Genomic DNA, 24,294 nt, shown 5'->3' with positions numbered 1-24,294 from the left:
GCACCGGGCCATCTGGCAGAGTCCCACACGAAAGGGCAGCTCAACGAGCGAACGAAGGAGCTGGAAGCCGCTCGCGCAGCCAACCGAAAGCTGACTCGTGCCCTCAACTCACCAGCATCCGGATAGCCGGATTGCTCTGCAGGGGCGACCACCCCCAGCAAGAACTCACTGGCATGGTCCTTGGCCGCATCCCAGCCCAACCGGTCGGGCGTCATCATGCGTCGACCAGCGCCGTCTTCTTCGCTGCTGCGGTCGTCCCGGTCGTCGCTGGTGCCTCCGTGGTTTACTGAGGATTTCGCGTTGTCGTCGGGTAGTGACGGTTCATGATCCCTGCGGTATGCCGGTGAGGTGAGGTATCCAGAGGGTGGGGGCCTGACGGCTGAGCGTCGGGCGTTTCGTGAGGGGATCCGGCTTCAGGCCGGGATGCGGTTCGCGGCGGGTGAGAAGACCGCGGTGATCGCGAAGGATCTGCGGGTGAGTGTGCGGTCGGTGGAACGCTGGCGTCGTGCCTGGCGCGAGGGCGGCATGGAGGGCTTGCGCTCGGCGGGTCCGGCGAACGCCCCGACCGTCACCGACGCCCAGTTCGCCGTGCTCGAGGAGGAACTCGGCAAAGGCCCCTCGGCGCACGGCTTCGACGACGAACGCTGGACGCTGGCCCGGGTCCAGACGCTGATCCGCCGCCGGCTGCGGCTGACCCTGTCGGTGCCGACGGTGTGGCGGCTGCTGAAACGGCACGGCTGGTCCTGGCAGGCACCCGCCCGCAGAGCCCTCGAGCGTGACGAGCACGCGGTGGAACTGTGGAAGAAGGAGGTCTGGCCACGGGTAAAAGCCTCGCGGCGGCGTCCGGGGCATGGCTCGTCTTCGAGGACGAGGCCGGCTTCTCGATGACTCCGCCCCGGGCCCGCACCTGGGGCCGACGCGGACAGACCCCCGTCATCCGCGTCCGCGGCCGTTCCCGCCGCCGGACCTCGGTCGCCGCGCTGTGCTGCTACAAACTCGGCGAGAAGAGCCGCCTCATCCACCGACCCCGCAACCATCTCCTGCTCAAGGGCGCCCGCAAGAGCTTCTCCTGGAAGGACTACCGCGACCTCCTGGTCCGCGCGCACATCCAACTCGACGGCCCCATCGTGGTGGTTTGGGACAATCTCAACACCCACCTGGCCGCCGGGCTGAAGCGGTACGAGGCGGAGCACGACTGGCTCACCACCATCCGCCTCCCGGCATACTCACCAGACCTGAACCCGGTCGAGGCCGTCTGGTCACTCGTGCGCAGAGCGATGGCCAACACCGCCTTCGACACACCCGACGACCTCGACCGCACACTCCGCCGCGAGCTACGCAGAATCCAACTCCGGCCCCACCTTGTCGACGGCTGCCTCACCGCCACCGGTCTGGCCATCAACCCACCGACCCCACCCTGAAATCTTCAGTAAGCGGCGCCTGTCTTGTCGTTGATCTGGAAGGTGATTACGTCGACTTCGTCGGTTCCCGCCAGATCTGGGTAGTGGCCCTTGAGGACTTCCCAGAGTTCGGTAGCGGTCGTCAGCCCCTCGGCTTGGGCGTCCTGGTTGGTGAGGTCGCTGACCAGGCAGTGCCTGATGCCGGTCACCTCTGCCGGCAGGACGACTTCGGGGTCGCTTTCAAACACCAGCCGTGCCGGCCCGAGCTGGGCGGGGTCCCGGAAGCGGGTGGTCTTGGTCTTGGCGCCAGAGCGGACGTCTTGGAGGTAGCGGGGGTTGAACCGGATGATCGGGGGACCGGCGGTCTCGGGATCCTGGTAGAGCGATGGGTCGAGACCGTTCATGCCTTCCGGGGTCCATCGCTGAGTCAGCGGCATCAGGTCGGCGGCGAGAACGGACCTGGGCCCCGCGGGCGTGGGCACGATGACGCGCATGGTGGGGTAGTAGTCCACGAAGACCTGCCGATCGCGCCCGCACGGGCCGACGACCCCCCGCCCGTGGTTTCCCACGGCGACGATGCAGCGCATCTGGCGGGCGCCCTGGGCTCGTGCGGCTCCCAGAGCCACGAGTTCGGCGCAGGGTCCCCCGGTGAAGTGGTAGAGGTTCACGCCAGCGAACATCCGGTAGTCGGCGGCCATGACCGCAGCCCCCATCGTGTGGATCCCGTCTTCGTCGGGCCCGGCGTCCGTATGCGCGTCTATGGTGCGGCGTGCCAGCTCCACGAGCTCACGCTCGTCATCATTGAGAGCTCGTGCAGATGACGGTACGTACACGTTTTCAGCCTTCCCTTTCTCGTCAGCAGTCGCCAAGATCATTCCACGCCATGCAGGTGGGCTCCACGGGATTTCGGCTTGCCTTGACTGGGCCCCTATGGTGGTCCCGTGGGCAGGGATGGAGCGCCCTGGCTGAGGCTGGTCGTGGTCACGGACGACGATCCCGGGCCGCGGTTCTGCCGTGACTGTGGTGGCCATTGATGCCGACGGTGAGGGCGGCGGCGGTGTTCTGCACGTCGGTGTGCGGTTCGCGGCACTGGCGGCGGATGCGGCGGGCAGGCGCGAGGGCCCGGGCGGTGCAAGGTGCCAGGGCTGCCACCTGCCCGGAGTGTGGGGGTGTCCTGAATCGTTGGCGTCGAACGTGCTTCCTCGGTGTCGGCGTACGACCCGAGCTCCCCAGCCGCGTACGGTGAACGTCCCCAGCTATGCCGCGGGAAGCAGCACGGCTGAGATCAATGAGTCGCAGCGCATCGCCCGGATCGGTCGAACGAGGTTGGGACGGGCCGTGGTACCGGGTCCGCACGGACGCCTTCGAGGCATCGTTCCTGCCCAGTCCAGACGAGGAGTCGGACTCGGTGTGCAACCTCGATCTCTTCGTGGACTCAAGGACGGCTCCCGGTGGAGCGTGACTGTCTTCACGGTCGCAGAAGTCGAACGCTTGATGCAGACCTGGGCAGGAAGCGGTGAGGCTCTCGGCGGCCGCTACTCCTGGTGCTCGGACGGCCTGATCGTCCGGGATCCCGGCATCGACAGCATGACCCATGTGATCGCCGGCGGGCATCCGCCACCAGCGACGACAACTGCCCTGATCGTTGGCGTACGCCTCACGCCTCTTCGCGGTCCACGAACTGGCCCCAGCTGGCGGGGGCGTGGCGCGCCTTCGCCAGGTCCGTCTTCATCGGACGGAGCGTCCACGGAGCGGTCAGGTTGTGATCGGTGAACAACTTCTCCAGGTGAGTCCTGCAGTGCCTGTAAGGCGCGTGGAGCAACTCCTCGCCGTCGACCTGAAGGACATCGAACGCGACGAAGGAGGCGGCCGCCGAGCGGCCGTGCCGGCGGCACCGCGGGCGCGGGCGACCGCCCGGCGCTGCAACGCCTCGAACGACAACCGACCCGCTTCCGCGTCCCAGACGACATCGAGGACCAGGCCGTGCGGCAACTGCTGCTCGGCGGCCGCCAGCAGGTCCGGCCACCGGTCCTGGACCAGTGCCCCGCGCCGGGTCTGCACCAGCACGGCCCCGCCGGGCCGGTCCGCCACGATGCGCTCCGCGCGGCGGAGGCCTCGTCGGCTGGGGCCGGCGAGTGGTCAGTGTGCCCGTGGCCGGGCCAAGTAGCCGCGGTCGGCCTGCACCGGCAGGTTGTGGCGGGCGCCAGTCTCCTCGTCGAAGTCGTCGAGAAAGCCGTGCAGGACGTCCGCAAGGTGGTCCAGCGAGGCGACGGTGAACAAGACGGGCTGGTAACCGGCCACCTGGTAGGGCAGGCGGACCAGGTCCGCAAGGTTCCACGGACGCAGGTCGGCACGGGTGAAGCGGGCGAGCTCCCCGGAGGATGACAGCAGGGCCGCCCCATAGGCCCTCGGACAGCCCGTTGTCAGGACAACACCGTACTCGAGGGTGAACCAGTACACGCGGCTGATCAAGTCCAGGGCATCGGCGCTTTCGACGCGGGCTGCCGCACGGCCGACGGTGCGGTACAGGTCAGCGAAGCCCGGATCCGCAAGGTGAACGCCGTGCCCGAACACGTCGTGCAAAACGTCCGGCTCCGGGGTGTAGAGAGGGAGGGCGGAGTGACGGACGTATTGAACGGCGTGGAAGAAGCCGTCTGCCATTGCGCCAAGGAACCGTTTGTTGGGAACGATCCCGCCCGCGAGGGTGAACCGGAACCCCGTGAGGGCCTGAAGGACGTCGGAGACCTCAAAGTGCTGCGGGACGCCGTCGGCCGGGATCAGGGCAGCCTCCCGCGCCGCCAGGACCTCCGGGCAGGCCCACACGTCCTGCGCCGTGCGCACCGCGGCGTGGGCGATGCGCCAGGTCGCGTGCTCGGCAGGCGTGTAGGCAACCGGCTCATACGGCTCCCCGACCACGTGCCCGGCCGCGAGCCTGGTGATTTGGTTGCGGCGGCGCAGGTAGACGGGATCGGCGAAGCCAGGATGCCGGCCAGCGTCACCCAGTTCCGAGCCAGCCCGATCCAAGGGGGTCAGACTCATCCAGTCGATCACGAAAGGATCATGACCGCTGATGTGCCGGGCATCCGCTCTGTCGGCCTGGATCACCCGCACCAGCGACTACCGTGCCGTCGCGTGTACCCCCGCGTCAATTGCGCGAATCCCGGCACCGCCAGCCGCCACAAGGTCACCCGCAGGCGCCCTCCCCCGCAGTGACTGAACGAGTACGGGCGTATCAACTCTTCGCGGGGAGGACGCTCCGGCCGGCAGCTCTCTCGCCGAGGCTTGCCTCTGGGCTCGAGAAATCTGGTTCTGGCCGCTCTTGCGTGACGACTACGTCAGAAGGACTGCGAGTCCGGACTCGGCAGCCACCTCAGCAGCGCCGGGCTCTCAGCTCAAAGCACCCATGGCCAGCGACAGGGGCGGGCGGCTACCAGCTCTGCCACGCCGGGGCGCGGTAGCGGGATGCACGCCGCTTGCGGGCTTCGAGTCCGAGGAACGTGGCTCCCGAGGCGAGGGTCGCGAGGAACGACACCAGCATGGCCAGCGGCAGCAGGACGCCGGAGGGTTCCCCCAGCCCCAGCCACAGCGCCGCCGTACCCGTCGCCACGGCCACCAGCAACGAAACCCTCGCCGTGAGCGACAGCTTGCCGCTCACCGCGACGAAGGCATACCCGACGAGCAGGCCCGCCACGACAGCCACCATCAGGCCCAGGAACAACAGGAACAAGAAGACGAGCAAGGCGATGAGCAAGGCGATGAGCGAGACGATGAGCATGTCGTACCGACCTCTGGATCTCGCGCCCAACTCGTGCCGAAGGCAGACGGATCCACGTCCCCCTGGCCTGGCAGGCCTTTCCGCACGCCATGCTGTCAGAGCTTCTGAACACGTTCAACACAGCTCGTGGACGGTGTCCAAGAGGAGGACCAACAGCTTGTCCAGCCCATCCAAGGCGCGCCGCGGTCGCGTAGGCCGGCACCAGCACGCCGAAAAAAGGGAACAGCCATCCCGTCCCGGCTGACGCCCATCCAGTGCCACCGCCGCACCCATTCACACGAAACCGAGAGATCGCACCCACCACGTGGCTCGAAACCAACCCCACCCCATGGCCACGCCACATACCGAGGGCCAGCGAAACCGCGCAGTACCCAACCAACCTGCGCAACCACACCCGGTCCCGAGGAACACCGCAGGTCAGACGACCAACGGTCCCAGACGCTGCGCAGATTCAGTGAGCCACCCCATCGCGAAACCCGCTCACCCAAACTGCACAACCCCAGTTCAGAAGCATGACCGTTGGTGCAGTTTCACTGACCCCCGACATCGGCGATCAGTGAAACTGCTGTGACACCGCGTCTCCCTGTCCAGCTCATCTCATCCCGGTGACGCCGCACCCAGACGCTTCACCCTGCCGGCGTAGTCCGCCTGGGGCGGCCACAGGCGCCAGGCACGCTCATCGAAGACGTGCCGACGCCGCGGTGCGTCAATGCTGGCAGGACGGCCTGACGCGGAGCAGCTCGGTCCGCAGCACGGGTGTGCCGTCGACCGGTGCCGGGTCCTGCGCGGTCGGTTCGATGCCTCCGGCGGCGACTTTGTCGAGTGTCGTCAGGCCGTCGGCGCCGACCGTGCCGAACACCGTGTAGTTCGGTCGCAGCGCGGAGTCGCCGTAAACGACGAAGAACTGTGAACCGTTCGTGTCCGGACCGGCGTTGGCCATCGCCAGCAGGCCGCGCCCATAGAGGCGGCGCGCGCCGGTCGGATCGGTCGGTGCCGGCGGCAGGTCCACCGGCAGCTCGTCCTTGTACTTGTACCCGGGCCCGCCCTCACCGGTACCGGTCGGGTCGCCGCACTGCAGCACCTTCAGCGTCGGGTACGCCGTCAGACGGTGGCACACCGTACGGTCGTAGAACCCATGCCGTGCCAGGTGCAGGAAACTCTGCACCGTGCACGGCGCCTTGGCCCGGTCCAAGTGCAGCGGGAGCGGGCCCTGGCTGGTCGGAACAGCCATATCAACCGTGCCACGACCGGGGGTGCGCCGCGGGTCAGGCGGCAGTGGAACAGAGCGCGCCGGCGGCTCGTCCGGGGTCTGTGTGTACTGGCAAGGGCCGTGCGTCGTGCGCGGCGGAGCACCGTCGGAAGCGGTGGCGACGCTCCCCCCGGACACGACTAACGCCACGGCCGCAAATGCGCTGATCAGTGCTCGTTTCATCTCGCACGCCCTCCCGATGATCGCCAAGTCCTGGAGCGGTCGCAGTCTAGGGCGTGGGTTTGGTCCGCGGGAATAGTCAACGGCAGGAGGCCGGCCCGCCCGACCCCGAGGACCTCGCCCTCCAGCTCACGTCCCTGCTCGACGGGGCCACTGGCGCTGTAAACGTCGGCCGTACCACAGGCTCCAGACGGCCCTCTCTGTCAGGCCGAGATCTGCCGACCTCTGCCGGGCGGAGTACCCATGGGCGCCAAGCCGAGGACTTGATCAACGTAGGGAGAGGCGTCCTTGGAGCGTCCCCGCTCCGTCCTTGCGGGATCCGGGACGCCGGGACGGACCTCGACGCCGGGAGGCGGGCGGACCGGGAAACGGGGAGACTGAGGGAGAGCGTGACGCCTGACCGCTGCGGCCCGGACGGTCCGCGGCGGACGGTCCCGCGCAGGGGCCGGACCATCGGCCTACGCCCGCGCGCGCCCCCGGGGGGTGGGTGCCACGGCCCTGTCCAGGAGTCCCCATCGTGACTTTGACCCCACAGCGATCCGAACGCCCTCGGCGCACGGCCCGACGGGCCGCGCTCCTGCTCGCCGCCGCGGCGATGCCGGCGGTCCTGGTAGTGCCCGCGGCGCCCGCCGCAGCGGCGCCCGTGACCAAGACCTTCACCGCCGGCGCCAACCAGCGGTTCGTCGTCCCGGCCGGCGTCACCCGACTGACCGTCACCGCCACAGGCGAGCCGGGACGGTCCGCCATCGAGGGCGGAGCGGGCGGGACCGGCGCCACCGTCACCGGCACCCTCACCGTGGTGCCCGGCACCACCTACTACGTCAACGTCGACACGGGCGGCGGAGCCGTCACCGGTCAGCGCCCCGGCGGCAGCGGCGGCGGTGCCAGTGACGTCCGCACCTGCAGCTCGGCGCGCGCGAAGTGTGCCCTGACCGGCGTTCCCGGCACCGACCCCCGCCTCATCGTCGCCGCCGGCGGCGGGGGTGGCGGACGCGGCTCCAGCTTCACCGGTCCCGACCGCGAGGCCACCGGCGGAGACGCGGGCGATACCGGGAAGCCCGGCGGCGAGCGACCGGACAGCGGCGGCGGGGGTGGCGGCGGAACCCAGACCCTCGGCGGCAAGGGCGGAGCCGCCTGCCCCGAGGGCTCCAAGGCCGGCACCGACGGCACGCCCGGTACCGGCGGCACGGGCGGTGGCGGATTCGGCGGGGGCGGTGGCGGCAGCGGCTGGCACGGCGGCGGCGGAGGCGGAGGCTGCTTCCTGGTCACCGCCACTGCCGACGGGCCCGGCGGCGGCGGTGGCGGGTCGAACCTCGTCCCGGCGGGCGGCACTTCCGGCGCCGCCACCGGATCGGCGCAGGTGTCCATCACCTACGGTTCCTGAACCGTCGTCCGTGGGGTGCAAGTACGGCCTTGTTGTACTGACACGGTGGCGTTTGGCCTTGTCGGGGGCTGCTACGAAACCGGGAAGGAACCACCGAACGTCTGCAGCCGACGCGAAGCCGCCGAGCCTCCGGCCCGGCGGATCCTGGGGTTCACCGAGTCGGTCTGCTTCGTGGGGCGGGCGATCCGCCGGGGCACCGTGGGTCGGCGGCGGGCTTGGCAGGCCTCACCGCAGTGGTCGGCGCGGGCTTGAGCTCCGTGGCCGGGTTCGGGCGTACAGCCCAGGCGTCGTGTCACGTTCGCGTGAGCCGCCTACGGCAAGTCGGGTGCAAGTGCCTGGCAATCGGGCTGCGAAGACTGGGGGTCATGACTACGAGCAACGCTTCAGACTCCGCCCTTCACCCCTACACCCGCGAGATGGCGATGATCCACCAGGTGTTCCGCCGCGAGTCGCGCCTGCTGGCCGAACTCGTCCAGGACGTTCAGCCCGCCGACACCGCGCGGGCCCGGATCCTCGCCGAGCACTGGCGGCTCTACTCGATCGGCTTGCACGCCCACCACACCGGGGAGGACGAGATGCTCTGGCCGGTACTGATGCCCCACCTGGACCTGGATGCCGAGCAGGTCCTGGCGATGGAGGCGCAGCACCGGGAGCTCTCCGACGGGATCGGCGAGGTCCAGGTGCTCATGGACCGGTGGCAGGCGAAGGCTCTGTCCGAGGACCGTGACGAGCTGGCCGAGGCGCTGCGCCGGCATCACCGCCAGCTGTGCGCCCATCTTGACGAAGAGGAGCGCACGGTCATGCCTCTTGTCGCCCTCCACGTGAACGAGAAGGACTGGCACGCGGTCGGGGAGCGGGGTCTCGCCGAGACGCCCCGGAACCGGCTGATGATCGCGCTGGGCGCCATCCTGGAGGACACCTCTCCCGAGGAGCGCAGGGAGTTCCTCGCCCGGCTGCCCGTGCCGGCCCGGGTGCTGTGGAAGCTGCTGGGGCAGCGGCAGTACCGCCGCGAGACCGACCGGGTCCGGGGGCGGCGTACGCGCGTGTGAGCCCCTCCGTCCCGCGGCCGGACGCGTTCCAGGACGCCCGGCCCTCTTGCCCGCCACTCACCGATCGAGGAACCCTCACCGATGCGCGTCGGATTCTCCGTCCCCCAGTTCGGTCCGTTCGCCGACCCCCGCCTCTCCGCCGGCATGTGCACGGCGCTGGAAGCGTTGGGCTGCCACAGTCTCTGGGTGGCCGACCGTCTCTTGGCCCCGCTCACCCCGCCTGACGGGTACCCGGGCGGGCAGATGCCCGTCCGGTACGGCACTCACCTCGACCCGCTGCTCGCGCTGGGCGTGGCGGCCATGGCGACCGAACGGGTACGTCTGGGCAGCAGCACGCTCAATGCTCTGTGGCAGCCGCCCCTCGTGCTCGCCCGGGCGCTGACGACACTCGACCTGCTCAGCTGCGGGCGCCTGGACGTGGGCATCGGGCTGGGCTGGATGCGAGAGGAGTACGAGGCTGCCGGGGTGCCCTGGGAAGGCCGGGGCGCCCGGCTGGAGGAGACGCTTGACGTTCTCGAAGCCGTGTGGCGGCCGGGCTCGGTCGTCCACACCGGCCCGCTGTGGACGATCCGCGAGTCGACCGTTCTGCCCAAGCCCCTCCAGAGCCCGAGGCCACCGGTGCTACTGGGGGGATTCACTCCCCCTGCCCTGGAGCGGGTGGGCCGGCGTGCCGACGGCTGGCTCGCGGCCTCGATGCCGTTGGAGTACTTCCGCGGTCTGTGGGACGTGGCTTCTGCGGCGGCCGAACGGGCGGGGCGGGACCCGGCAGGACTGCGGCGGGTGCTGCGTGTGAACCCCGACGTCACCAAGTTCGCTGCCGATCTGGCGGAGGGTCACCGCCGTGGCACCGTGGGCCAGATCTGCGACCACCTGCGGACGATGTGCGCGGCGGAGACCGACGAGGTGCTGGTGGATCTCCAGTTGACGACGGACTCGCCCGAACGGTTCCTCGAGCTGGCGGCGGAGTTCATGGCCGAGCTGACCTGACGTTGCGCGGTCCGGGCGCTACCCGTGCGGCCGCTGTCGTGCCGCTTGCGGGAGCCGGGCCAGGGCCGCCTGGGCGGCATCCGACCAGTGCGGGGAGTCCCATGCGGCTGCCACCCGCGCGGCTTCCCGGTAGTGGCGCTGCGCATCCTGCGCATGGCCCAGGAATTGGGCGAGTTCGCCCAGGGTCTGCGCGACGGGCCGGAAGACGAGGCTGAGGCTGCTCGCTCCGCCTGCCAGCCCCTGAAAGGGAAGGAGATCGCGGTAGACCTCGGCGGCCGCTTGCCTGTCGCCGAAGGCGATGGCGGCGATGCCGCGCAGGGCGGTCAGGATGGAGTAGACGAAGTCGCGGCGGATCGGCACCCTGCGGGCGAAGACCTCGCGAGCCTCTTCGGTGCGGTCCGCGGCCAGCAGGGCGAGGGCGGTGAGGGCTTCATTGAGCGGCTGGTACTGCTCCCACACCGCGAGCACCACCGGCAGGACCTCGGCGAGCCGGTCCTGCTGCAGGCGGATGCATCCGGCGGCCAGGCCCGCCAGGCCGCTGAGGTCCACCGCCCCACGCGCTCGCAGTTCCGCCACCGCGGACGCCAGGTCCTGCTCCGCCTCGCCGAACCGGCCCTGGGCCATGGCGACCATGGGGCGGCGCAGCTGGGCGATGGCGAAGGCACCGCCCAGCTCGTAGGTGCGGGCGATTTCGTCGGCGCGGAGGAGGCACCGCTCCATCTGCGCCGGGTCGTTGCGGGCGGCGGCGATCCGGGCGGCGGTGTAGGCGCTCATCCAGGAGTATTCGGGGCTGTCCTGGGAGGCGGCGACCTCGGCGAGTTCTTCGTGGAGTTCGAGATAGGCGGCTGGTTCGAGTTCGCAGTCGATGCGGCGCAGCAGGGAGGTGAGCGTAAGGCCCCGCAGGCGGGGGTCGCCCACGGTTTTGGAGAGCTCCACGGCCTGGCGTGCCACGGTTACGGCGCGGGGGTCGGTGTCGTCGAGTGCGTCGGCGAGCTGGTCGAGGAGGAGGCACCGCTGCCGGTCGTCCGGGTGGTGGTTCTCCAGCAGGTTCGTGAGCTCCTCTACGGCTTCGGGGTCGCAGGCCGCGTACGGGCGGACGCGCCAGGGAGTCGGTTCGGTCCATGTCGTGTAGGCGGCGGTCAGCAGGTCTGCCCGGCCTTCGGCACGGGCCACCCGGACGGCCTGCTGCTGTGCGTCGCGGGCCGGTACGACGGCTCCCATACGGATCCGGCAGTCGACGAGCTGGCCCAGCAGCATGACCCGCAGCAGGGCCGGGTCCTGGTCGGCGAAGGCTGCCGGTTGGTCGGTCAGGAGGCCGAGGGCCGTGTTCAGGAGGGCTTCGGCGTTCTGCGGGGCGTAGCGGCGCACGGCTTGCTCGCATGCGAGCCGGGCATGGTGGACGGCGGGGCCGGCGTCGGCGGTGACGACAGCGGCTGCCCGCAGGAGGTGGTGGGCGGTGGCTGCGACGTCGTCCGAGCCGAGGGCGATCAGGCTCCTGCCGAGTCGGGAGTGCATCCGGGCCAGCCGCAGACGCGTGAGGTCTGCCTCCAGGGCGTCGCGTACGAGGGCGTGGCTGAAGCGCACCGTACCCGGGCGCGGTTCGGTGAGCAGTCCGGCGGTGATTCCGGTGTCCAGGGCGTCGAGGAGTTGGTCGGGGTCGCTGTCCGCAGCGTGCACGAGGAGGGCGACCGGTGCCTCGCGTCCGGCGACGGCGGCGAGCCGCAGTCCTGCCGTGACGGTCGGTGCGAGCAGGGCGAGCCTGCGCCGCAGTACGTCCTGGACCCCCTGCGGGATGCGGGCCAGTGCCTGCTGTTCGCCCTCGCCGGCCACCAGGAGGGAGCTTTCCCGGAGGTAGAAGGGGTTGCCTCCGGCCCGTTCGGCCAGGGCCGCCGCCGCCTGGTCGCTGATGTCGGTCGTTGAGCGCCGCAGCAGTTCCTTCGCCTGGGCGTCCGACAGGCCGGCGAGATTGATTCGTACGGGCGAGCAGGCGGCCAGGCGTGCCAGTGCGCCGGTCAGGTCGCCCTCCCCGGTGCGGTACGAGCCGACCAGGACCAGTGGTACGTCGCGCAGCTGCTCGGCGCACAGCAGGAACAGCTCGATGCTCTCCTGGTCGCCCCGGTGCAAGTCGTCCAGCACGATCGTCAGCGGCTGCCGCGCGGCTGTATCGCGGAGCCAGCCGAGCAGCGCCCGGTGCAGGCGATAGCGTCGGGCCGGGCTGCCGTCCGGCTGGGCGGAGCCGCTTGCCGTGCCCAGGCTGAGCAGGGGCGCCAGCTCGTCGGCGTACGGACCTGGTGGGGCGTTCTCGGCGAGGTCGGGGAGGAGGTCGAACCAGGCCCGGCCGGGCGGGGCGCCCTCGGTCTCCGGGCACTGTCCTGATCCGACCAGCCAGCCCTGTGCGGGCAGTTGGCGCAGGGTGGCCTGCAGGAGGGTGGACTTGCCGATTCCGGCTTCGCCGGAGACCAGGACCACCTGTGCTCGGCCGTCGCGTGCCCGGTCCGCAGCGGCGGCGATCGCTGCCAGCTCCTCGTCACGGCCCACGATGGGGCCGGCCGTCAGCACCGTCGACGCGGCCGGTCCGGTCTGCGCGGCCGGTGTCGTATGTCCGGCAGCAGCGATGGAACTGCGTACCGTCGTGGGGGTGGTGGCTGCTTCGGCTCGGGCGGTGGCCGTGACGGGTGTCCCGGTTGCCTGGTGGAGAACGTCGAGACGCTGGTGCAGCAGGGCCTGTTCCAGCTCCAGCAGGGCCGGCCCGGGTTCGACGCCGAGTTCCTCCGCGAGGACGTGCCGGGCCTGCCGCAGTGCGGCCAGGGCGTCCCCTTGGCGGTCACGGGCCCACAGTGCCAGCGCCAGCAGCCGCCATCCCTCCTCGTGCAACGGCTGCTCCCGGGTGAGCGCGCCCGCGTCGGCGAGAGCCTGCGCCGCCTGCCCGTGGCTCAGCCGCGCGGCGGCGAGCCGTTCACGGGCAGCACGGTGCAGTTCCTCCAGGCGGGTACGTTCACCGGCCGTCCACGGCTCGTCGCCGAATTCGGCGTACGGCTGTCCGCCCCACGAGGCGAGCGCTTCGGCCAAGCCCTCGGCCGCTGCGTGGGAGGGCAGACCCGCAGCCGAGCAGGCCGTGACCCGGTCCTCGAACATCCAGGCGTCCACCGCGTCCCGCTCCAGGGCGAGGGCGTAGCCGTACGGCGCGCTGAGCAGGAGTCGGGCGGGACTGCGCGGTGCTCGTTCCGGTTCGAGGACGCGCCGCAGGCGTGCGATGTAGGCGTGCAGCGACGCCGGCGCGCTCGAGGGGACACGTGTGGGCCACAGCCTCTCGATGATCCGCTCCGTGGGGACGAACTCTCCACGGGCGAGGACCAGTTGAGCCAGCACCATCCGAGCGAGCCGGCCCGGTGTGTCAACCGAGCGGCCGCCGACCTCTACCCGGAACGGGCCGAGCACCTTCAAAGTGACCATGACAACCACATCGTAAACGGCGCAGCGCCGTGGATGATCTCCGGCGGCGGTGTGGGGAATGGTGAGAACCTCGTCCGTCCCTTTTCCCCGGCTGCGCCATCGGTCCGCGCGACCCGACGATCCGGATCGGTGGTCAATGGTGGGGAGACTTCATGACGGCGAACAAGCGAGCCCGGTTCGAAGGTGCGGGAAGCGCCGGGTGAGCAGAGCGACGCCCGAGGCGGGCCAAAGCGATGGTGAGGTGGCCGATCAGGGCTCGCACGGCGATTCCTTCCGAGCGGAGTGGTGGTTTTGCATGGTCAGCTCCGCCCTGTGTGCGTGGGCGCGGCGAGGGCACGGAACTCATCCCATTGCACCTTCGGGCGGTGCAGGCCGCGCCGCTCGAGGTAGCGGTCGGTGGACCGCTTCGTCTGGCGCAGGACCCGCAGGGCATCACTGACCCGGCCCGACCCCATGGGTTCGATCACGGTGGACGGCGTGAGGAGCCAGCCCGAGTCGGACCGTCGCAGTTCTCCCCGTACGAGCGCGTTGTACATGTGGTTGAGTTGTTCGTCGTGCCGGTGCACCAGCAGACTGGCCGGTCCCGGCTCGACAGGACAGTCCGAAGGCACCTCGACCAGGTAGCCCGGCGGTGTCGGCTGCGGGCGTGTACGGGCGAGCAGCGGAGCACCCGAGGCGTCCCGGCCGGCGAGCACCGCCGTGGGCTGGCCGCCGAGTTGCGCGGCTCCGGGCAGCGCCTGTGTGGTGGTTGCGGGAGCCGGTGCCTCTTCCTGGAGCAGTTCCTCCAGACTCGGCCGTACGCTCACCCGCTCGGGCTCGACGGTGATGAGGAGGCGCAGGTAGTACCAGGACATCATGGGCCTCATGGGGCGCTTGAGGTAGGAGCGGCTGTGCGGCTGGCGTTCGAACAGCCTGCGCCAGTATTCCTCGGCCCCTTCCGGGCTCGCCATGATCGTGTCAGGGCAGTGGGCGCGGCCGCTGACGAACACTTGTGGGGCCCGGTCCATCCCGCTGCCCGTCGGGTCGGAGAAGAGCAGTGCGACCCGGCCGTCGCGGCGTACGTTCAGCGCTTTCTGCGCGAAGGCGAGGGACGTGGTCAGCAGGAGCGTCCCGTCCTCGCGCCGGGCTACGGCCGTCGGCCAGGCCAACGGGGTTCCGTTCTTGCCGAGGGTGACGAACTCGCAGGTGCGGTAGGCGTCCAGGACGTCATGGGGAGCGGAGCCGAGTACCGTCATCGCGTCGCTCCGCGAACGAGCGGGGTGCGGAGGGAGCGGCGGGTGGCGGCGTTCCGACACCGTTCGGTCGTCGGCCCGAGCGGGTGTCCGATCCGTAGCGCCTCCCTCGGGTAGGAGCCCTCCTGCCGCGGCGCCGATGCGGTGGCGGTGCGACAACCTGTGTGTGCGGTCGAACGGTCCGCGACCGCGGCCGCCCGGCCCGTCGCGCCGTGTGGGACGGCTTGAATCAGGGGTGACAGTGGCGTCCGCTCGCGGGAGAAGACGCGGTGAGCCACGATCATCTCGTGGGGGCGGGGCCGCTCGGAGGGACTGCTGGGTGACACGCTCGCTTACTCCAGGATCGAATGCCGACAGCGGATACGACACGGTCTCCCCCGGGCCTTGCCGTTGACTTGGTACTGACTTGCGCCACGGCTCGGCTCGGCTCGGCTCGGCTCGGCTACGACGGGGGTGAGCCCTACTGCCGCTGAAGGATCACGAACCGCCTCGGCTCTGGCTGACGTCGAGTGCGGCCGTGCGCGCTCTCACGGGCCCCGATGAACTCCTCAGCAGGGATCTCCAAACAGTCCCCTTCACTGCCGAGCCTCCAGGATCGAAACCACCGCCTCAGCCGGCGCAGTTGTCCTCTGACACCGAACCTGAAGTGTTTGCCGGGGAAGTTGGACAACCACTGCGTTCCTGCCATTGATGTTGGACCGAGACGGCTGACCTGAAGTGCGCCGCTTGAGACTGTTGGGCCGGTCCGCCCATGTCAGTGAAGTGCGCTTTCCTGTCTGTCATGGAGCTAACGCAATCGATGCTTAATGACTTGCTGGACCGGATCGACACCCCGAGTGGATCTCTGCACCTGTCGCTGGACACCGACCCGCACGTGCTCGTGGACAGGCTGGCCGACCGCTACGGGGCACCACGGACCCTGGTCTTGGACGGATTCACGGACCCGACCGTGGACGAGTCCCGTGGGGCGGCTCTTCTCGCTGTCCTCGAAGGCCGGGGCGAGACGATTCGGGCATGGGCGTACGGAGGTCAGTGGATCGGCGCCGGGACCGCTCGGGACGCGCAGGGGGTCGTCCGGCCAGTGCTGGCAGCCGCGCCGCGGCGCGTGCAGGTGCCTGCTACAGGGGGGACCGGCCGGGACGAGGACTGGGTTGAGCGGCTTATCGCCATCACCGCCTGGACCTCGCCCCCGCAGCGACCGGACATCGACTGGGCACAGATCGAGGCAAGGGCGGGCACGCGCCTTCCCGGCGACTACAAACGCATGGTGGAGACATTCGGGGAAGGCGCCTTCGATGGATTCCTCACCCTGAACCAGGAGCCGTGGACCCACCTCCGCGAGGTCGGCCTGCTCATCTGGGCAAGCACCGAGCACGAGGACCTGTACTGCTGGCAGACCGACGACAGCACCGACCCAGACCGCTGGTCCGTCGCCATCCGGACCTTCGATGACGAGGTCGTCCCCTTCGACTGCTCGGCTGCGGAGTTCATCTGCCGCATCCTCCTCGACCCGCACCACCCGTTCACGATGGCCCGCTACTTCGACACCCACTGGTTCATGAACTACCGCGAGAGCGAGTGATGCACCGCCCGAAACCGAGAGCCGGAGTCCGCCCATGGATATCGCGTGAGCTCCCTACCGTCACCACCGCGCCGGCGGACCTGTCTTCCCTGCGTGGGCAGGTCGACGCGGTCCTCACCGCGTTCGTGGACGCCAGGGCCCGCAGCGCCGCCGCACACGGCTTTCCCGTGGAAATCGCCGAGACGTCGCGCGATTTCCTCTTCTCCGGAGGAAGCGGCTGCGGCCACAGCTGTGCGTCCTGGCAGAGCGCGGGCGCGGGACCGGTGCCGGGGCCGGGGCCGGTGGTGCAGGGCCGCCGGGAGCTCCGCCGCCGCTGCGTCCTGTGCCGTGACGGCCGTGGGCTCGTCGTTGCTTGCGGACGACCCAGAACCGGCGTTGGCACCGCACAGTTCGGCCTGGGCCGCCAGGGGTACATGTTCGCGTCTCATCGATCATGGCGCGACCGGTGGTTCCTGAGCAGATTCGGCCCGAGCTGGGTCTGAGAAACGCCAAAACGGCATGCTGCCTCTGCAGGCAGTTGGGGGTGGTCGCGCCAGTGCGGGGAGGTGAACAGTCCGGTGAGTACTACGACTTCGGGGTAGGTGGCCACTTCGATTCGGGGCTCGGAGGGACGGTGGGGATCACCGAACGTGTCCTCGACCAGCACTTGGAGTCGGCGGTTCCACCTCTACCGAAGAGGCTCCCCGCGGCTATCTCGGGAATCTTGAGATCCGGGGTCACTCTCCTTGGCGCCGCCACAGCGCAGTCGACCATTTCCATAAATTATGAATATAAAAACGCTATGCTTCGAGCATGAGTCGCCAAGACACCGCTCCTGGTGCGTCCGCCGCCATCGGGGCAGCCCTCTACGGCCTGGCCACCAGGGCCGCGAGACGCCTGCCCCGGGACATGAGCCTGACGTCCGCCGCCACCCTGGCCACCCTGGACCGGACCGGCCCGCGGCGCATCACCGATCTGGCCGCGGTCGAGGGCGTCACCCAGCCTGCGATGACCGCCCTGGTCCGGGTGATGGAGGAGTCCGGCCTGGTCGAGCGGCGGGGCGACGCGTCCGACAAGCGGGTCACGCTGGTGTGCCTGACCGAGGCCGGCGCCTCCTATGTCCGGACACGGCGCCAGGCGGGCGTCCACGCGTTCGAGCGGTTGATCGGCGAGCTCACCGGCGACGAGGTCGAGGCGCTGGTGGCGGCCCTTCCGGCGCTGAAGCATCTGGCAGAGCTCGAAAGCCAGGACCGCGAAGGGCCGAAGCAGTGACCGGGCAGCCGGTCGGCGGGGTCGCGGTGAAGGCGTTACCGGTGGCGCGTTCCGAGGCGCGGCTGCTGGTCCCCGCCCTGATGTTCATCGCTCTGGTCGTGGCGGCGGTCGCCAGCCTCGGGACGCCGCTCATCACCAGCGTCGCGACCTCGTTCCACGTCTCGCTCGCCAGCGCGCAGTGGACGCTGACCGTCGCGCTGCTCAGCGGCGCCGTCGCCACGCCGGTCCTGGGCCGACTCGGAGCCGGCCGGCATCGGCGGGCCACGATCCTCGCCACGCTGGCGGTCGTCGTCGCCGGCAGCGCGCTCACCGTGCTGCCGCTGCCGTTCGCGTGGCTGCTGGTCGGCAGGGCGGCCCAGGGCGTCGGGCTCGGGCTGACGGCGCTGATGATGGGCGTGGCCCGGGACCACCTCCCCGAGGAGCGCAGCGCGGGCGTGATCGCCCTGATCTCGGTGGTCTCGATCATCGGGGCCGGCGTCGGCTACCCGCTGGCCGCACTGCTCGCCGAGCTCGGCGGTGTACGGGCCGCCTACGGCTTCGGCCTGGTCGTCACCGCCGCCGCCCTCCTGACCGCGTGGCGCTCCATGCCCGAAGCCCCCGAAGGCCGCTCCGACCACGTGGACGTGGCAGGCGCGGTCGTCCTGGCCGCTGCGCTGCTCCTGGTGCTGTTCCTCGCCGGCGAACGGAATCTGTGGAGCCGGCACCTCGCCGTGGCGGCGGGCCTCGCCGTCGTCGCGGTGGTGCTGCTCTGCGTCTGGGCCGTCATCGAGCTGCGCAGCACGACGCCCCTGGTCGATGTGCGGGCGGTGCGGCACCCGGCGGTCGCCGGGGCGAACCTCGCCATGTTCGTCGGCGGGATCGGCATGTACCTCCTGCTCACGCTCATCACCCGGTACGCGCAGACGCCGCACGGCGCCGGCTACGGCTTCGGGCTGACGACCTTCGTCGCCGGGCTGGTCCTCATCCCGTTCTCGGTGCTGGGGTTCGTCGCCGGCAAGCTCACGCCGCGGGTCCGGAGGCGGATCGCCGATCCCCTGCTCCTGGCCGGCAGCGCCGTCGTGGTCGGCGGCGGGTTCGCCCTGTTCGCGGCGGCCCGGTCGGACCTGGCCGAACTGTTCGCGGCGATGGGCGTGCTCGGCTTCGGCGTCGGCGGCTTCTCGGCCGCGATGCCCGGCGTCATCCTGGCCGTCACCCCCAAGAGCGAGACGTCGAGCGCCATGAGCTTCAACTACGTCGTCCGCAGCGTCGGGTACTCCCTGGGCAGCGCCATCGGCGGCCTGATCCTCGCCGCGGGCACCGGCCCCGGCCACCTCTTCCCCGACGACAGCGCCTACACCACCGCGGCGCTGGTCGGCATCGGCGCCATGGCGATCACGACGCTGACAAGCCTCGCTCTCGCCCGCCGACGCTCGTCCGAGACCAACCCGTAAGTCAGATGCACTCATCCCAACACTGGAGGTTCCATGCCCAAGGGCTACTGGGTCAGCGTCTACCGCACCATTTCAGACCCCGAGAAGCTGGCTGCTTACAACAAGCTGGCCCCTCCGGCCGTCAAGGCCGGGGGCGGCCGGGTCCTCTCCCGTGGCGGTCGGGTCGTGGCGCATGACGCCGGAATCGCCGAGCGCACCGTCCTGATCGAGTTCGACAGCTTCGAGCAGGCCGTCGCGGCGCACGAGAGTGCGGCCTACCAGGAGGCGCTGGTCGCCCTCTCCGACGGCGTCGAGCGCGACTTCCGCATCGTCGAAGGCATCGACTGACCGAGGTCCAGTCGGAACTTCACTGAAGTCAGGGTGCTGAGACGCCCTGCTCCAGGATTCGCAGTGAAGGTGGCAGTTTCCGGACCAGTCCCGGCCCGAGCTGGGTCTGGGCAACGCCTAGGATGTCCGGCCGATCATGTGCGGAGCCAGATCACGAGGGCGGCGGCCGTGGCCGTGCCGAGGTAGACGTAGCCGCGCTTGTCGTAGCGGGTGGCCACCGCCCGGTGCTGTTTGAGCCGGTTGATAGCCCTCTCAACGGTGTTGCGCTTCTTGTAGCGGTCTCCGTCGAATCCGGGTGGCCGCCCGCCGCGTGATCCTTTGCGCAGGCGGGCGGCCTGGCTGTCGGTCTTCTCCGGGATCGTGTGCCGGATGCCCCGTCTCCGCAGGTACTGGCGGCACGGCCCGTTGCTGTAGGCCTTGTCCGCCGCGACGCTGTCGGGCTTCTTGCGGGGCCGGCCCGGCCCGAGTTTGGGGACGCGGATCTTCTCCAGTACGGGTTGGAACTGGGTGCAGTCGGCCCGCTGTCCTGGTGTGACGATCAAGGACAGTGGGCGGCAGCGGCCGTCCGCGCTCAGGTGGAGCTTGGTCGTGAACCCGCCGCGCGAGCGGCCCAGGCCCTCACCTCCAGCACCACCTCCACCAGGCGGGCGACGAGGCTCTGCCACGGTGTCTCGTGCTGGTGTTCTTCTGGCCCGTCCCCCTTTGACGCGGGGGCCGGCGGTGGGTCGGTGCGGGCACCCGCCGCGTGCTGATGCGCCCGCACGATGGAGGAGTCGACTGATACGTCCCAGTCGATCTCACCCGCCGCATCGGCCGCGGCCTGGACCTGCTGGAGCAGGCGCTCCCACGTTCCGTCGGCCGACCACAGCCGGTGCCGTTCGTAGACGGTCTTCCACGGCCCGAACCGTTCGGGCAGGTCACGCCAGTGAACACCGGTCCGAACCCGGTGCAGAATCCCGTCGATCACCTGTCGGCGATCCCGCCACCTGCCACAACGCCTGTTGCTGACCGGAAGGAACGGCCGCAACCGTTCCCACTCGGCATCACTCAGATCACCCCGCCCCATGCCCACATCAACGACCCGAGCATGGAGTAGTCACATGATCGGCCGGACAACTCCTAAACGGCGTGCTGCCTCTGCAGGCAGTTGGGGTGGTCGCGCCAGTGCGGGGAGGTGAACAGGCCGGTGAGCACGATGACTTCGGGGTAGGTGGCCATCGCGCGCTGTGCGCCGCAGCCGGGACCCCAAACCTGGTAACCGGGCGGGTGCATGCTACTCAGGCCCTTGCCCGTGATCCGCTCCACCCCCTGACACGTCGGTCAGGTTGAGCCACGCGGAGCCCTGTCCAGTCCCGTCGTCTCGGGCACAGCGTCCACGGCTCCGTCAGGCCAAGCCAGCGGACAACAGCACGTCGATGGCGACGTGGTAGGCCGGCTACCGGACAGCCAATGCCGCGGCGGATGCGACCGAGTCGCTTGACCCGTCCGGCCTAGTGCGAAGATCGAAACCAACAAGGCAGGCACCGGATTCGGCCAGCCCGTCACCGTGGGCGAAGGCGGCTGGCGCTGGATCCGGTCCATGCGCTGACCCGCCCGCCACCACACCCCAAAAGCGCCCCCGATATGCCCGCACCGGGGGCGCCCCTTTCAGGTACTGCGGTGGTCAATGCCGCGCACGGCCACCGAAGTCCCGCTCTCCGACATCCTCACCGGCCCCGGCGCGGTGGTCTCGGCGACACCCAGCCACGGCACCTGCACCATCACGGCCAGACACCACCGGCACGCTCGGCGCCCTCCAGCCCGGCGCCGGCGCCACCCGACCGTGGTCGTCGGGCCCACAGCCGCGGGGCGGGCCATCTCCGGCGTGGCCGTGGCCACGGCCACGGCCACGGCCACCTCGAACGAACCGGATCTCGCGGCCGGGAACAACAACGCGGCGGCCGACACCACCGTGGATGACGCCCATGGCTCCGCCATCGTCGACAGCCGCACGTTCAACACCCTCACCAGCATGGCGCAGCGAGGAGGTCATCAACGGCGGCAACGGCAGCGACGCCTTGAGTGGCGGGGCCGGCAACGGCGGCTGTCGCGGGACATCGGCTCCGGCCGAGTCCGAACGGCGGAGGCAGCTGGTCTACCGCCCATGGACCCGTTCAGATGGGGACGGTCTCTCCAGTGACGAAGTCAGGGCCGTGCGGGCAGCGCTCATGGCGTGGGTGGAGGGCCAGGGGACTTGTGCTCTGCGTGGCGTGAGGCGGCCAGGGAGAGTTCACGGTGCTCGGTAGGCGTGACGCCGTAGGCTACGCGGAACGCCCGGCTGAACGCGGTGGCGTTGGAGAAGCCCCAGCGGGCCGCGATCGTCTGGACGGGCTGACGGCTCAGCTCCGCGCTCGCAAGGTCGGTGTGGGCGCGCTTCAGACGGTTTTGGCGGATGTGCGCCGCGATGGTCAGGGGCTCGCCCTGGAAGAGCGTATGGAGAGACCGCAGGGATATGTTGTGTCGATCGGCGATCATCTGAAGGGTCAGGCCCGGATCACAGAGATTGTTCTCGATGAAGCGGTACACCCGCTGCAGCATCTCCTGAGCACGAGTCTCGGCAGGCGCCTCACCGGGGTCCCCGAGCCGCTGCGCAAGGAACGCCGTGGCCAAGTCGAGGGTGACGGACCCCATCCTGCGCAACTCTTCCGGGTGAGTACCCGGGCCGCGGGTGAGCAGCGACTTCATGAAGTCGGCGAGGATCGCCCCTGAGCCCGCGTCTGCGGCCAGGCTCTGCCCAAGGAGTCTGTCCACCCGGTTCGAACTCAGCGCCAGGGCCTGGCGTGGAATCCGCATGATGACCGTCTCAACCTGCCCACCTATACAAGCCCCCTCACTCGGTCGCGACGTGTCCGTGAGTACGAGTCCCCCCGCGAGCACCGAGTCGTTGCCGCGCTGAGAGATCCTGAACGTACCTTTGGTGATGAGCGCCAGCTGCAAGTGCTCGGGATCGCCGCGCCGAACATGAGACAAGGTTCGGCGCGAGAGCACTGGTGAGCAAGCCACAGCGCCCAGCCCTGCCACGCCGAGATCAAGGTGGGTCACACTCGCCTGGAAGTCGGCCGCATGGCTGGTGCTGAGCGTCACAGGCATCACATCGTTGGACACTGTCTCGCAAAACCAATCGAACCTGTCCTCACGTGCCTCGACAGCATCCGACGTAACCTGCAGTCCCATAGGATCCCCCCACCTCGACGTCTCGGCGGCCGCACCTACCGGATGCGCCCCCAGCCCCAAGTACGTCCCGAACGATTATCAGCCACACCTGACCGAGATCTCGCCATCAGTGCAGGTCAAACAGCCCGAACCGCCCGCTCGTCGCCTGTTCGGCAGCCGCGGTGCGATCGGCGCGGCCATCAGCCGGCGGCGGACGCCGACTGAGGGCCGTCTTGGTCAAGGCTGCGGCGCGCTCTTGGCCCGCCCTCGCGGTCACCACGGTGCTGGACCGGCCTTGTGACCACGCTGCCCCGATTACGGCAAGATCGTCGAGGCATGCATGAACCGCCACACGACACGGGCGATGCTCGCCCTCATCGCAACCGCCGCAGCCCTCACCATCGCGGCCCCCGGCCACGCCGCAAGCCACACCACCCGACCCGCAGCCCCCACCACAGCCGCCGCCCAGCCACACAACGAGCGGCGGCCAGTACCTAGTCGTGCGGGGTGAGCACGCATCATCCGTCAGAAGTACCGCAGTGGAACTCGTAGATGTACACGCCCCGCGTACCGCCGACGACTACGGCGAGACCGTCGGCAGTCCAGGCACAGGTGTACAAGATCCCGTCGGCACCGGCGAGGAGATCAACCGTCTCGTCGGCCACACCGAACAGGTGGCGGGGGTGGCGATTGCGCCGGACGGCACCTGGCTCGCCACCACTGGGATGGACGGGACGGTTCGGATCTGGGACCGGATCAACAACACGGTACGGATCTGGGACCCGGCCACCAGTCAGCCACGGACACCCGGAACTGGCTACTTCCACCGTTCATGGGCTGAGCCTGCCTCGGGCCACAAGCAGCCACCGCCTCAGACTCCGCTACTCAGTTTCGATCACCACCGAAACGGGGTCCACCAGGAGCGGGCCCCTTTCGTATGCAGCCACGCCCGCCAGGAGCGGGCCGACCGGCTCCACGGCAGGCTTCGGGCCGGAACGGCGAGGCATGGTCTCACCAGAGAATCGGCCCGTCCTCGGCCAACAGGGAGCCCGTCGGGCCGTCCTCGCCCGCCGTCGCCAGGTCAACCGCCACGGCCGCGCCCTCCTGCGCCGTGCGTATCCCGGTGTGGCGGTTGAGGTCGGTCGCGCAGTAGCCGGGACTCACCGCGTTGACCAGGATCCCTTCGGCGCGCAGTTCATTGGCGTAGAGCACGGTGATCGCGTTCAGCGCGCTCTTCGAGGTGCAGTAAGGGAGGAGGATCGAGGAGTAGGCGGACCACGGGCTGCCCGGGTCGGCCAGGTGGGTGAGGGAGCCGAGTTCGCTGGACATGTTGACGATGCGTGCGGCGGCGGAGCGGCGTAGCAGGGGGAGCATGGCGTGGGTCACCGCGATGGCGCCGAACACGTTGGTCTCGTAGACCTGCCGGACGGTAGCTGCTGGGGTTTCACTCGGCTTTTGCGGTCCGGCGGCGATCGCGGCGTTGTTGACGAGGATGTCGAGGCGGCCGAACGTGGCGTCGATGTGCTGGGCGGCGGCCTGGACCGAGGTCTCGTCGGTGACGTCCAGCGGAACGAACCGTACGTCGCCGCCGCCCGCGCGAAGCTCCTCGGCCGCCGCCTCGCCACGCTCGGCGTTGCGGGCGCCGATCAGCACGGTGATGCCGAGGGCTGCGAGCCTGCGCGCCGTTTCCTTGCCGATGCCCTTGTTCGCGCCGGTGATCAGAGCAGTCTTCTGCGAAGTCGTCATGGCACCCAGCCTCCCCTCTCCCATGGGCGGCAGGGAAAGACCAGAAGGCTCTCGATC

General features: G+C 69.9%; 19 protein-coding genes and 2 pseudogenes. 11 read left to right on the top strand and 10 right to left on the bottom strand.

Annotated features, from left to right (window positions below):
- Positions 1-348 precede the first annotated feature (348 nt).
- Together AB5J51_RS37955 and AB5J51_RS37950 are read left to right on the top strand one after the other, a co-directional pair.
- A complete protein-coding gene (locus AB5J51_RS37955) occupies positions 349-888 on the top strand; it encodes a winged helix-turn-helix domain-containing protein (protein ID WP_369779849.1) in 540 nt (179 codons plus the stop codon).
- Positions 885-1,421 carry a transposase gene (locus tag AB5J51_RS37950; protein WP_369780380.1) on the top strand — a complete coding sequence of 179 codons (537 nt, stop codon included), beginning with the start codon at positions 885-887 and terminating at the stop codon, positions 1,419-1,421. Before AB5J51_RS37955 ends, AB5J51_RS37950 begins: the two co-directional genes overlap by 4 nt.
- A 5-nt stretch (positions 1,422-1,426) precedes the next feature.
- Here AB5J51_RS37950 and AB5J51_RS37945 read toward each other — a convergent pair whose 3' ends face one another.
- Positions 1,427-2,182, bottom strand: a complete 756-nt coding sequence (locus AB5J51_RS37945; protein WP_369779848.1) for an ASCH domain-containing protein — start codon at positions 2,180-2,182, stop codon at positions 1,427-1,429.
- Positions 2,183-2,688: 506 nt separating this feature from the next.
- Here AB5J51_RS37945 and AB5J51_RS37940 point away from each other — a divergent pair.
- Positions 2,689-3,008: pseudogene (locus AB5J51_RS37940) on the top strand (hypothetical protein); the annotation flags it as partial.
- 531 nt (positions 3,009-3,539) lie between these two features.
- On the opposite strand, the gene AB5J51_RS37935 reads toward AB5J51_RS37940, so the two are convergent.
- The 3 genes from AB5J51_RS37935 to AB5J51_RS37925 all read right to left on the bottom strand — a co-directional run bounded on the left by AB5J51_RS37935 (position 3,540) and on the right by AB5J51_RS37925 (position 6,607).
- Positions 3,540-4,511 carry a phenylalanine 4-monooxygenase gene (locus AB5J51_RS37935; protein WP_369779847.1) on the bottom strand — a complete coding sequence of 324 codons (972 nt, stop codon included), beginning with the start codon at positions 4,509-4,511 and terminating at the stop codon, positions 3,540-3,542.
- A 316-nt stretch (positions 4,512-4,827) separates the two neighbouring features.
- Complete coding sequence (locus AB5J51_RS37930) at positions 4,828-5,175, bottom strand: hypothetical protein (protein ID WP_369779846.1); 348 nt, start codon at positions 5,173-5,175, stop codon at positions 4,828-4,830.
- Positions 5,176-5,881: 706 nt separating this feature from the next.
- Positions 5,882-6,607, bottom strand: coding sequence for a peptidylprolyl isomerase (locus AB5J51_RS37925; protein WP_136224234.1), 726 nt, complete (start codon positions 6,605-6,607; stop codon positions 5,882-5,884).
- Between the two features lie 514 nt (positions 6,608-7,121).
- On the opposite strand from AB5J51_RS37925, the gene AB5J51_RS37920 reads away from it, so the two are divergent.
- From AB5J51_RS37920 to AB5J51_RS37910, 3 genes are all read left to right on the top strand, one after another.
- Entirely contained in the window at positions 7,122-7,988 is an 867-nt protein-coding gene (locus tag AB5J51_RS37920; protein WP_369779845.1) for a hypothetical protein, read from the top strand.
- A 365-nt stretch (positions 7,989-8,353) separates the two neighbouring features.
- Positions 8,354-9,037 carry a hemerythrin domain-containing protein gene (locus AB5J51_RS37915; RefSeq protein WP_369779844.1) on the top strand — a complete coding sequence of 228 codons (684 nt, stop codon included), beginning with the start codon at positions 8,354-8,356 and terminating at the stop codon, positions 9,035-9,037.
- A gap of 81 nt (positions 9,038-9,118) precedes the next feature.
- Entirely contained in the window at positions 9,119-10,024 is a 906-nt protein-coding gene (locus AB5J51_RS37910) for a TIGR03619 family F420-dependent LLM class oxidoreductase (RefSeq protein ID WP_369779843.1), read from the top strand.
- A gap of 18 nt (positions 10,025-10,042) precedes the next feature.
- Here AB5J51_RS37910 and AB5J51_RS37905 read toward each other — a convergent pair whose 3' ends face one another.
- Both AB5J51_RS37905 and AB5J51_RS37900 read right to left on the bottom strand, forming a co-directional pair.
- Complete coding sequence (locus tag AB5J51_RS37905; protein WP_369779842.1) at positions 10,043-13,477, bottom strand: BTAD domain-containing putative transcriptional regulator; 3,435 nt, start codon at positions 13,475-13,477, stop codon at positions 10,043-10,045.
- Positions 13,478-13,776: 299 nt separating this feature from the next.
- Complete coding sequence (locus AB5J51_RS37900) at positions 13,777-14,712, bottom strand: pyridoxamine 5'-phosphate oxidase family protein (RefSeq protein ID WP_369779841.1); 936 nt, start codon at positions 14,710-14,712, stop codon at positions 13,777-13,779.
- 796 nt (positions 14,713-15,508) lie between these two features.
- Between AB5J51_RS37900 and AB5J51_RS37895 the strand changes: the two genes are divergently transcribed.
- From AB5J51_RS37895 to AB5J51_RS37880, 4 genes are all read left to right on the top strand, one after another.
- Positions 15,509-16,291: a hypothetical protein gene (locus tag AB5J51_RS37895; protein ID WP_369779840.1), complete on the top strand. Its 783-nt coding sequence runs from the start codon at positions 15,509-15,511 to the stop codon at positions 16,289-16,291.
- 888 nt (positions 16,292-17,179) lie between these two features.
- A complete protein-coding gene (locus AB5J51_RS37890) occupies positions 17,180-17,542 on the top strand; it encodes a MarR family winged helix-turn-helix transcriptional regulator (protein ID WP_014173936.1) in 363 nt (120 codons plus the stop codon).
- Positions 17,539-18,972: an MFS transporter gene (locus AB5J51_RS37885; protein WP_369779839.1), complete on the top strand. Its 1,434-nt coding sequence runs from the start codon at positions 17,539-17,541 to the stop codon at positions 18,970-18,972. Before AB5J51_RS37890 ends, AB5J51_RS37885 begins: the two co-directional genes overlap by 4 nt.
- Before the next feature lie 33 nt (positions 18,973-19,005).
- Positions 19,006-19,299 (top strand): DUF1330 domain-containing protein, encoded by a 294-nt coding sequence (locus AB5J51_RS37880; RefSeq protein WP_136224094.1) that lies wholly within the window; start codon positions 19,006-19,008, stop codon positions 19,297-19,299.
- A gap of 134 nt (positions 19,300-19,433) precedes the next feature.
- Here the strand turns inward: AB5J51_RS37880 and AB5J51_RS37875 are convergent.
- The 3 genes from AB5J51_RS37875 to AB5J51_RS37865 form a co-directional block, all read right to left on the bottom strand.
- A protein-coding gene (locus AB5J51_RS37875) for an IS5 family transposase (RefSeq protein WP_369779838.1) occupies positions 19,434-20,365 on the bottom strand; the annotation gives its coding sequence in 2 pieces (ribosomal slippage) (positions 19,434-20,018 and positions 20,021-20,365; 930 coding nt in all).
- Between the two features lie 53 nt (positions 20,366-20,418).
- Entirely contained in the window at positions 20,419-20,571 is a 153-nt protein-coding gene (locus AB5J51_RS37870) for a hypothetical protein (RefSeq protein ID WP_369779837.1), read from the bottom strand.
- Between the two features lie 933 nt (positions 20,572-21,504).
- On the bottom strand, positions 21,505-22,512 hold the full coding sequence (locus AB5J51_RS37865; RefSeq protein ID WP_369779836.1) for a helix-turn-helix domain-containing protein: 1,008 nt from the start codon (positions 22,510-22,512) through the stop codon (positions 21,505-21,507).
- A 479-nt stretch (positions 22,513-22,991) separates the two neighbouring features.
- Between AB5J51_RS37865 and AB5J51_RS37860 the strand changes: the two are divergent.
- Positions 22,992-23,231, top strand: a pseudogene (locus AB5J51_RS37860) (hypothetical protein); the annotation flags it as partial.
- Between the two features lie 271 nt (positions 23,232-23,502).
- Here AB5J51_RS37860 and AB5J51_RS37855 read toward each other — a convergent pair.
- Entirely contained in the window at positions 23,503-24,237 is a 735-nt protein-coding gene (locus tag AB5J51_RS37855; protein ID WP_369779835.1) for an SDR family oxidoreductase, read from the bottom strand.
- Positions 24,238-24,294 lie beyond the last annotated feature (57 nt).

This window comes from Streptomyces sp. R33 (genome assembly GCF_041200175.1).
GTDB classification, from domain to species: domain Bacteria; phylum Actinomycetota; class Actinomycetes; order Streptomycetales; family Streptomycetaceae; genus Streptomyces; species Streptomyces katrae_B.
The sequence above is the reverse complement of the archived record's forward strand: the minus strand, read 5'-3'. Positions and strand labels throughout refer to the sequence as shown.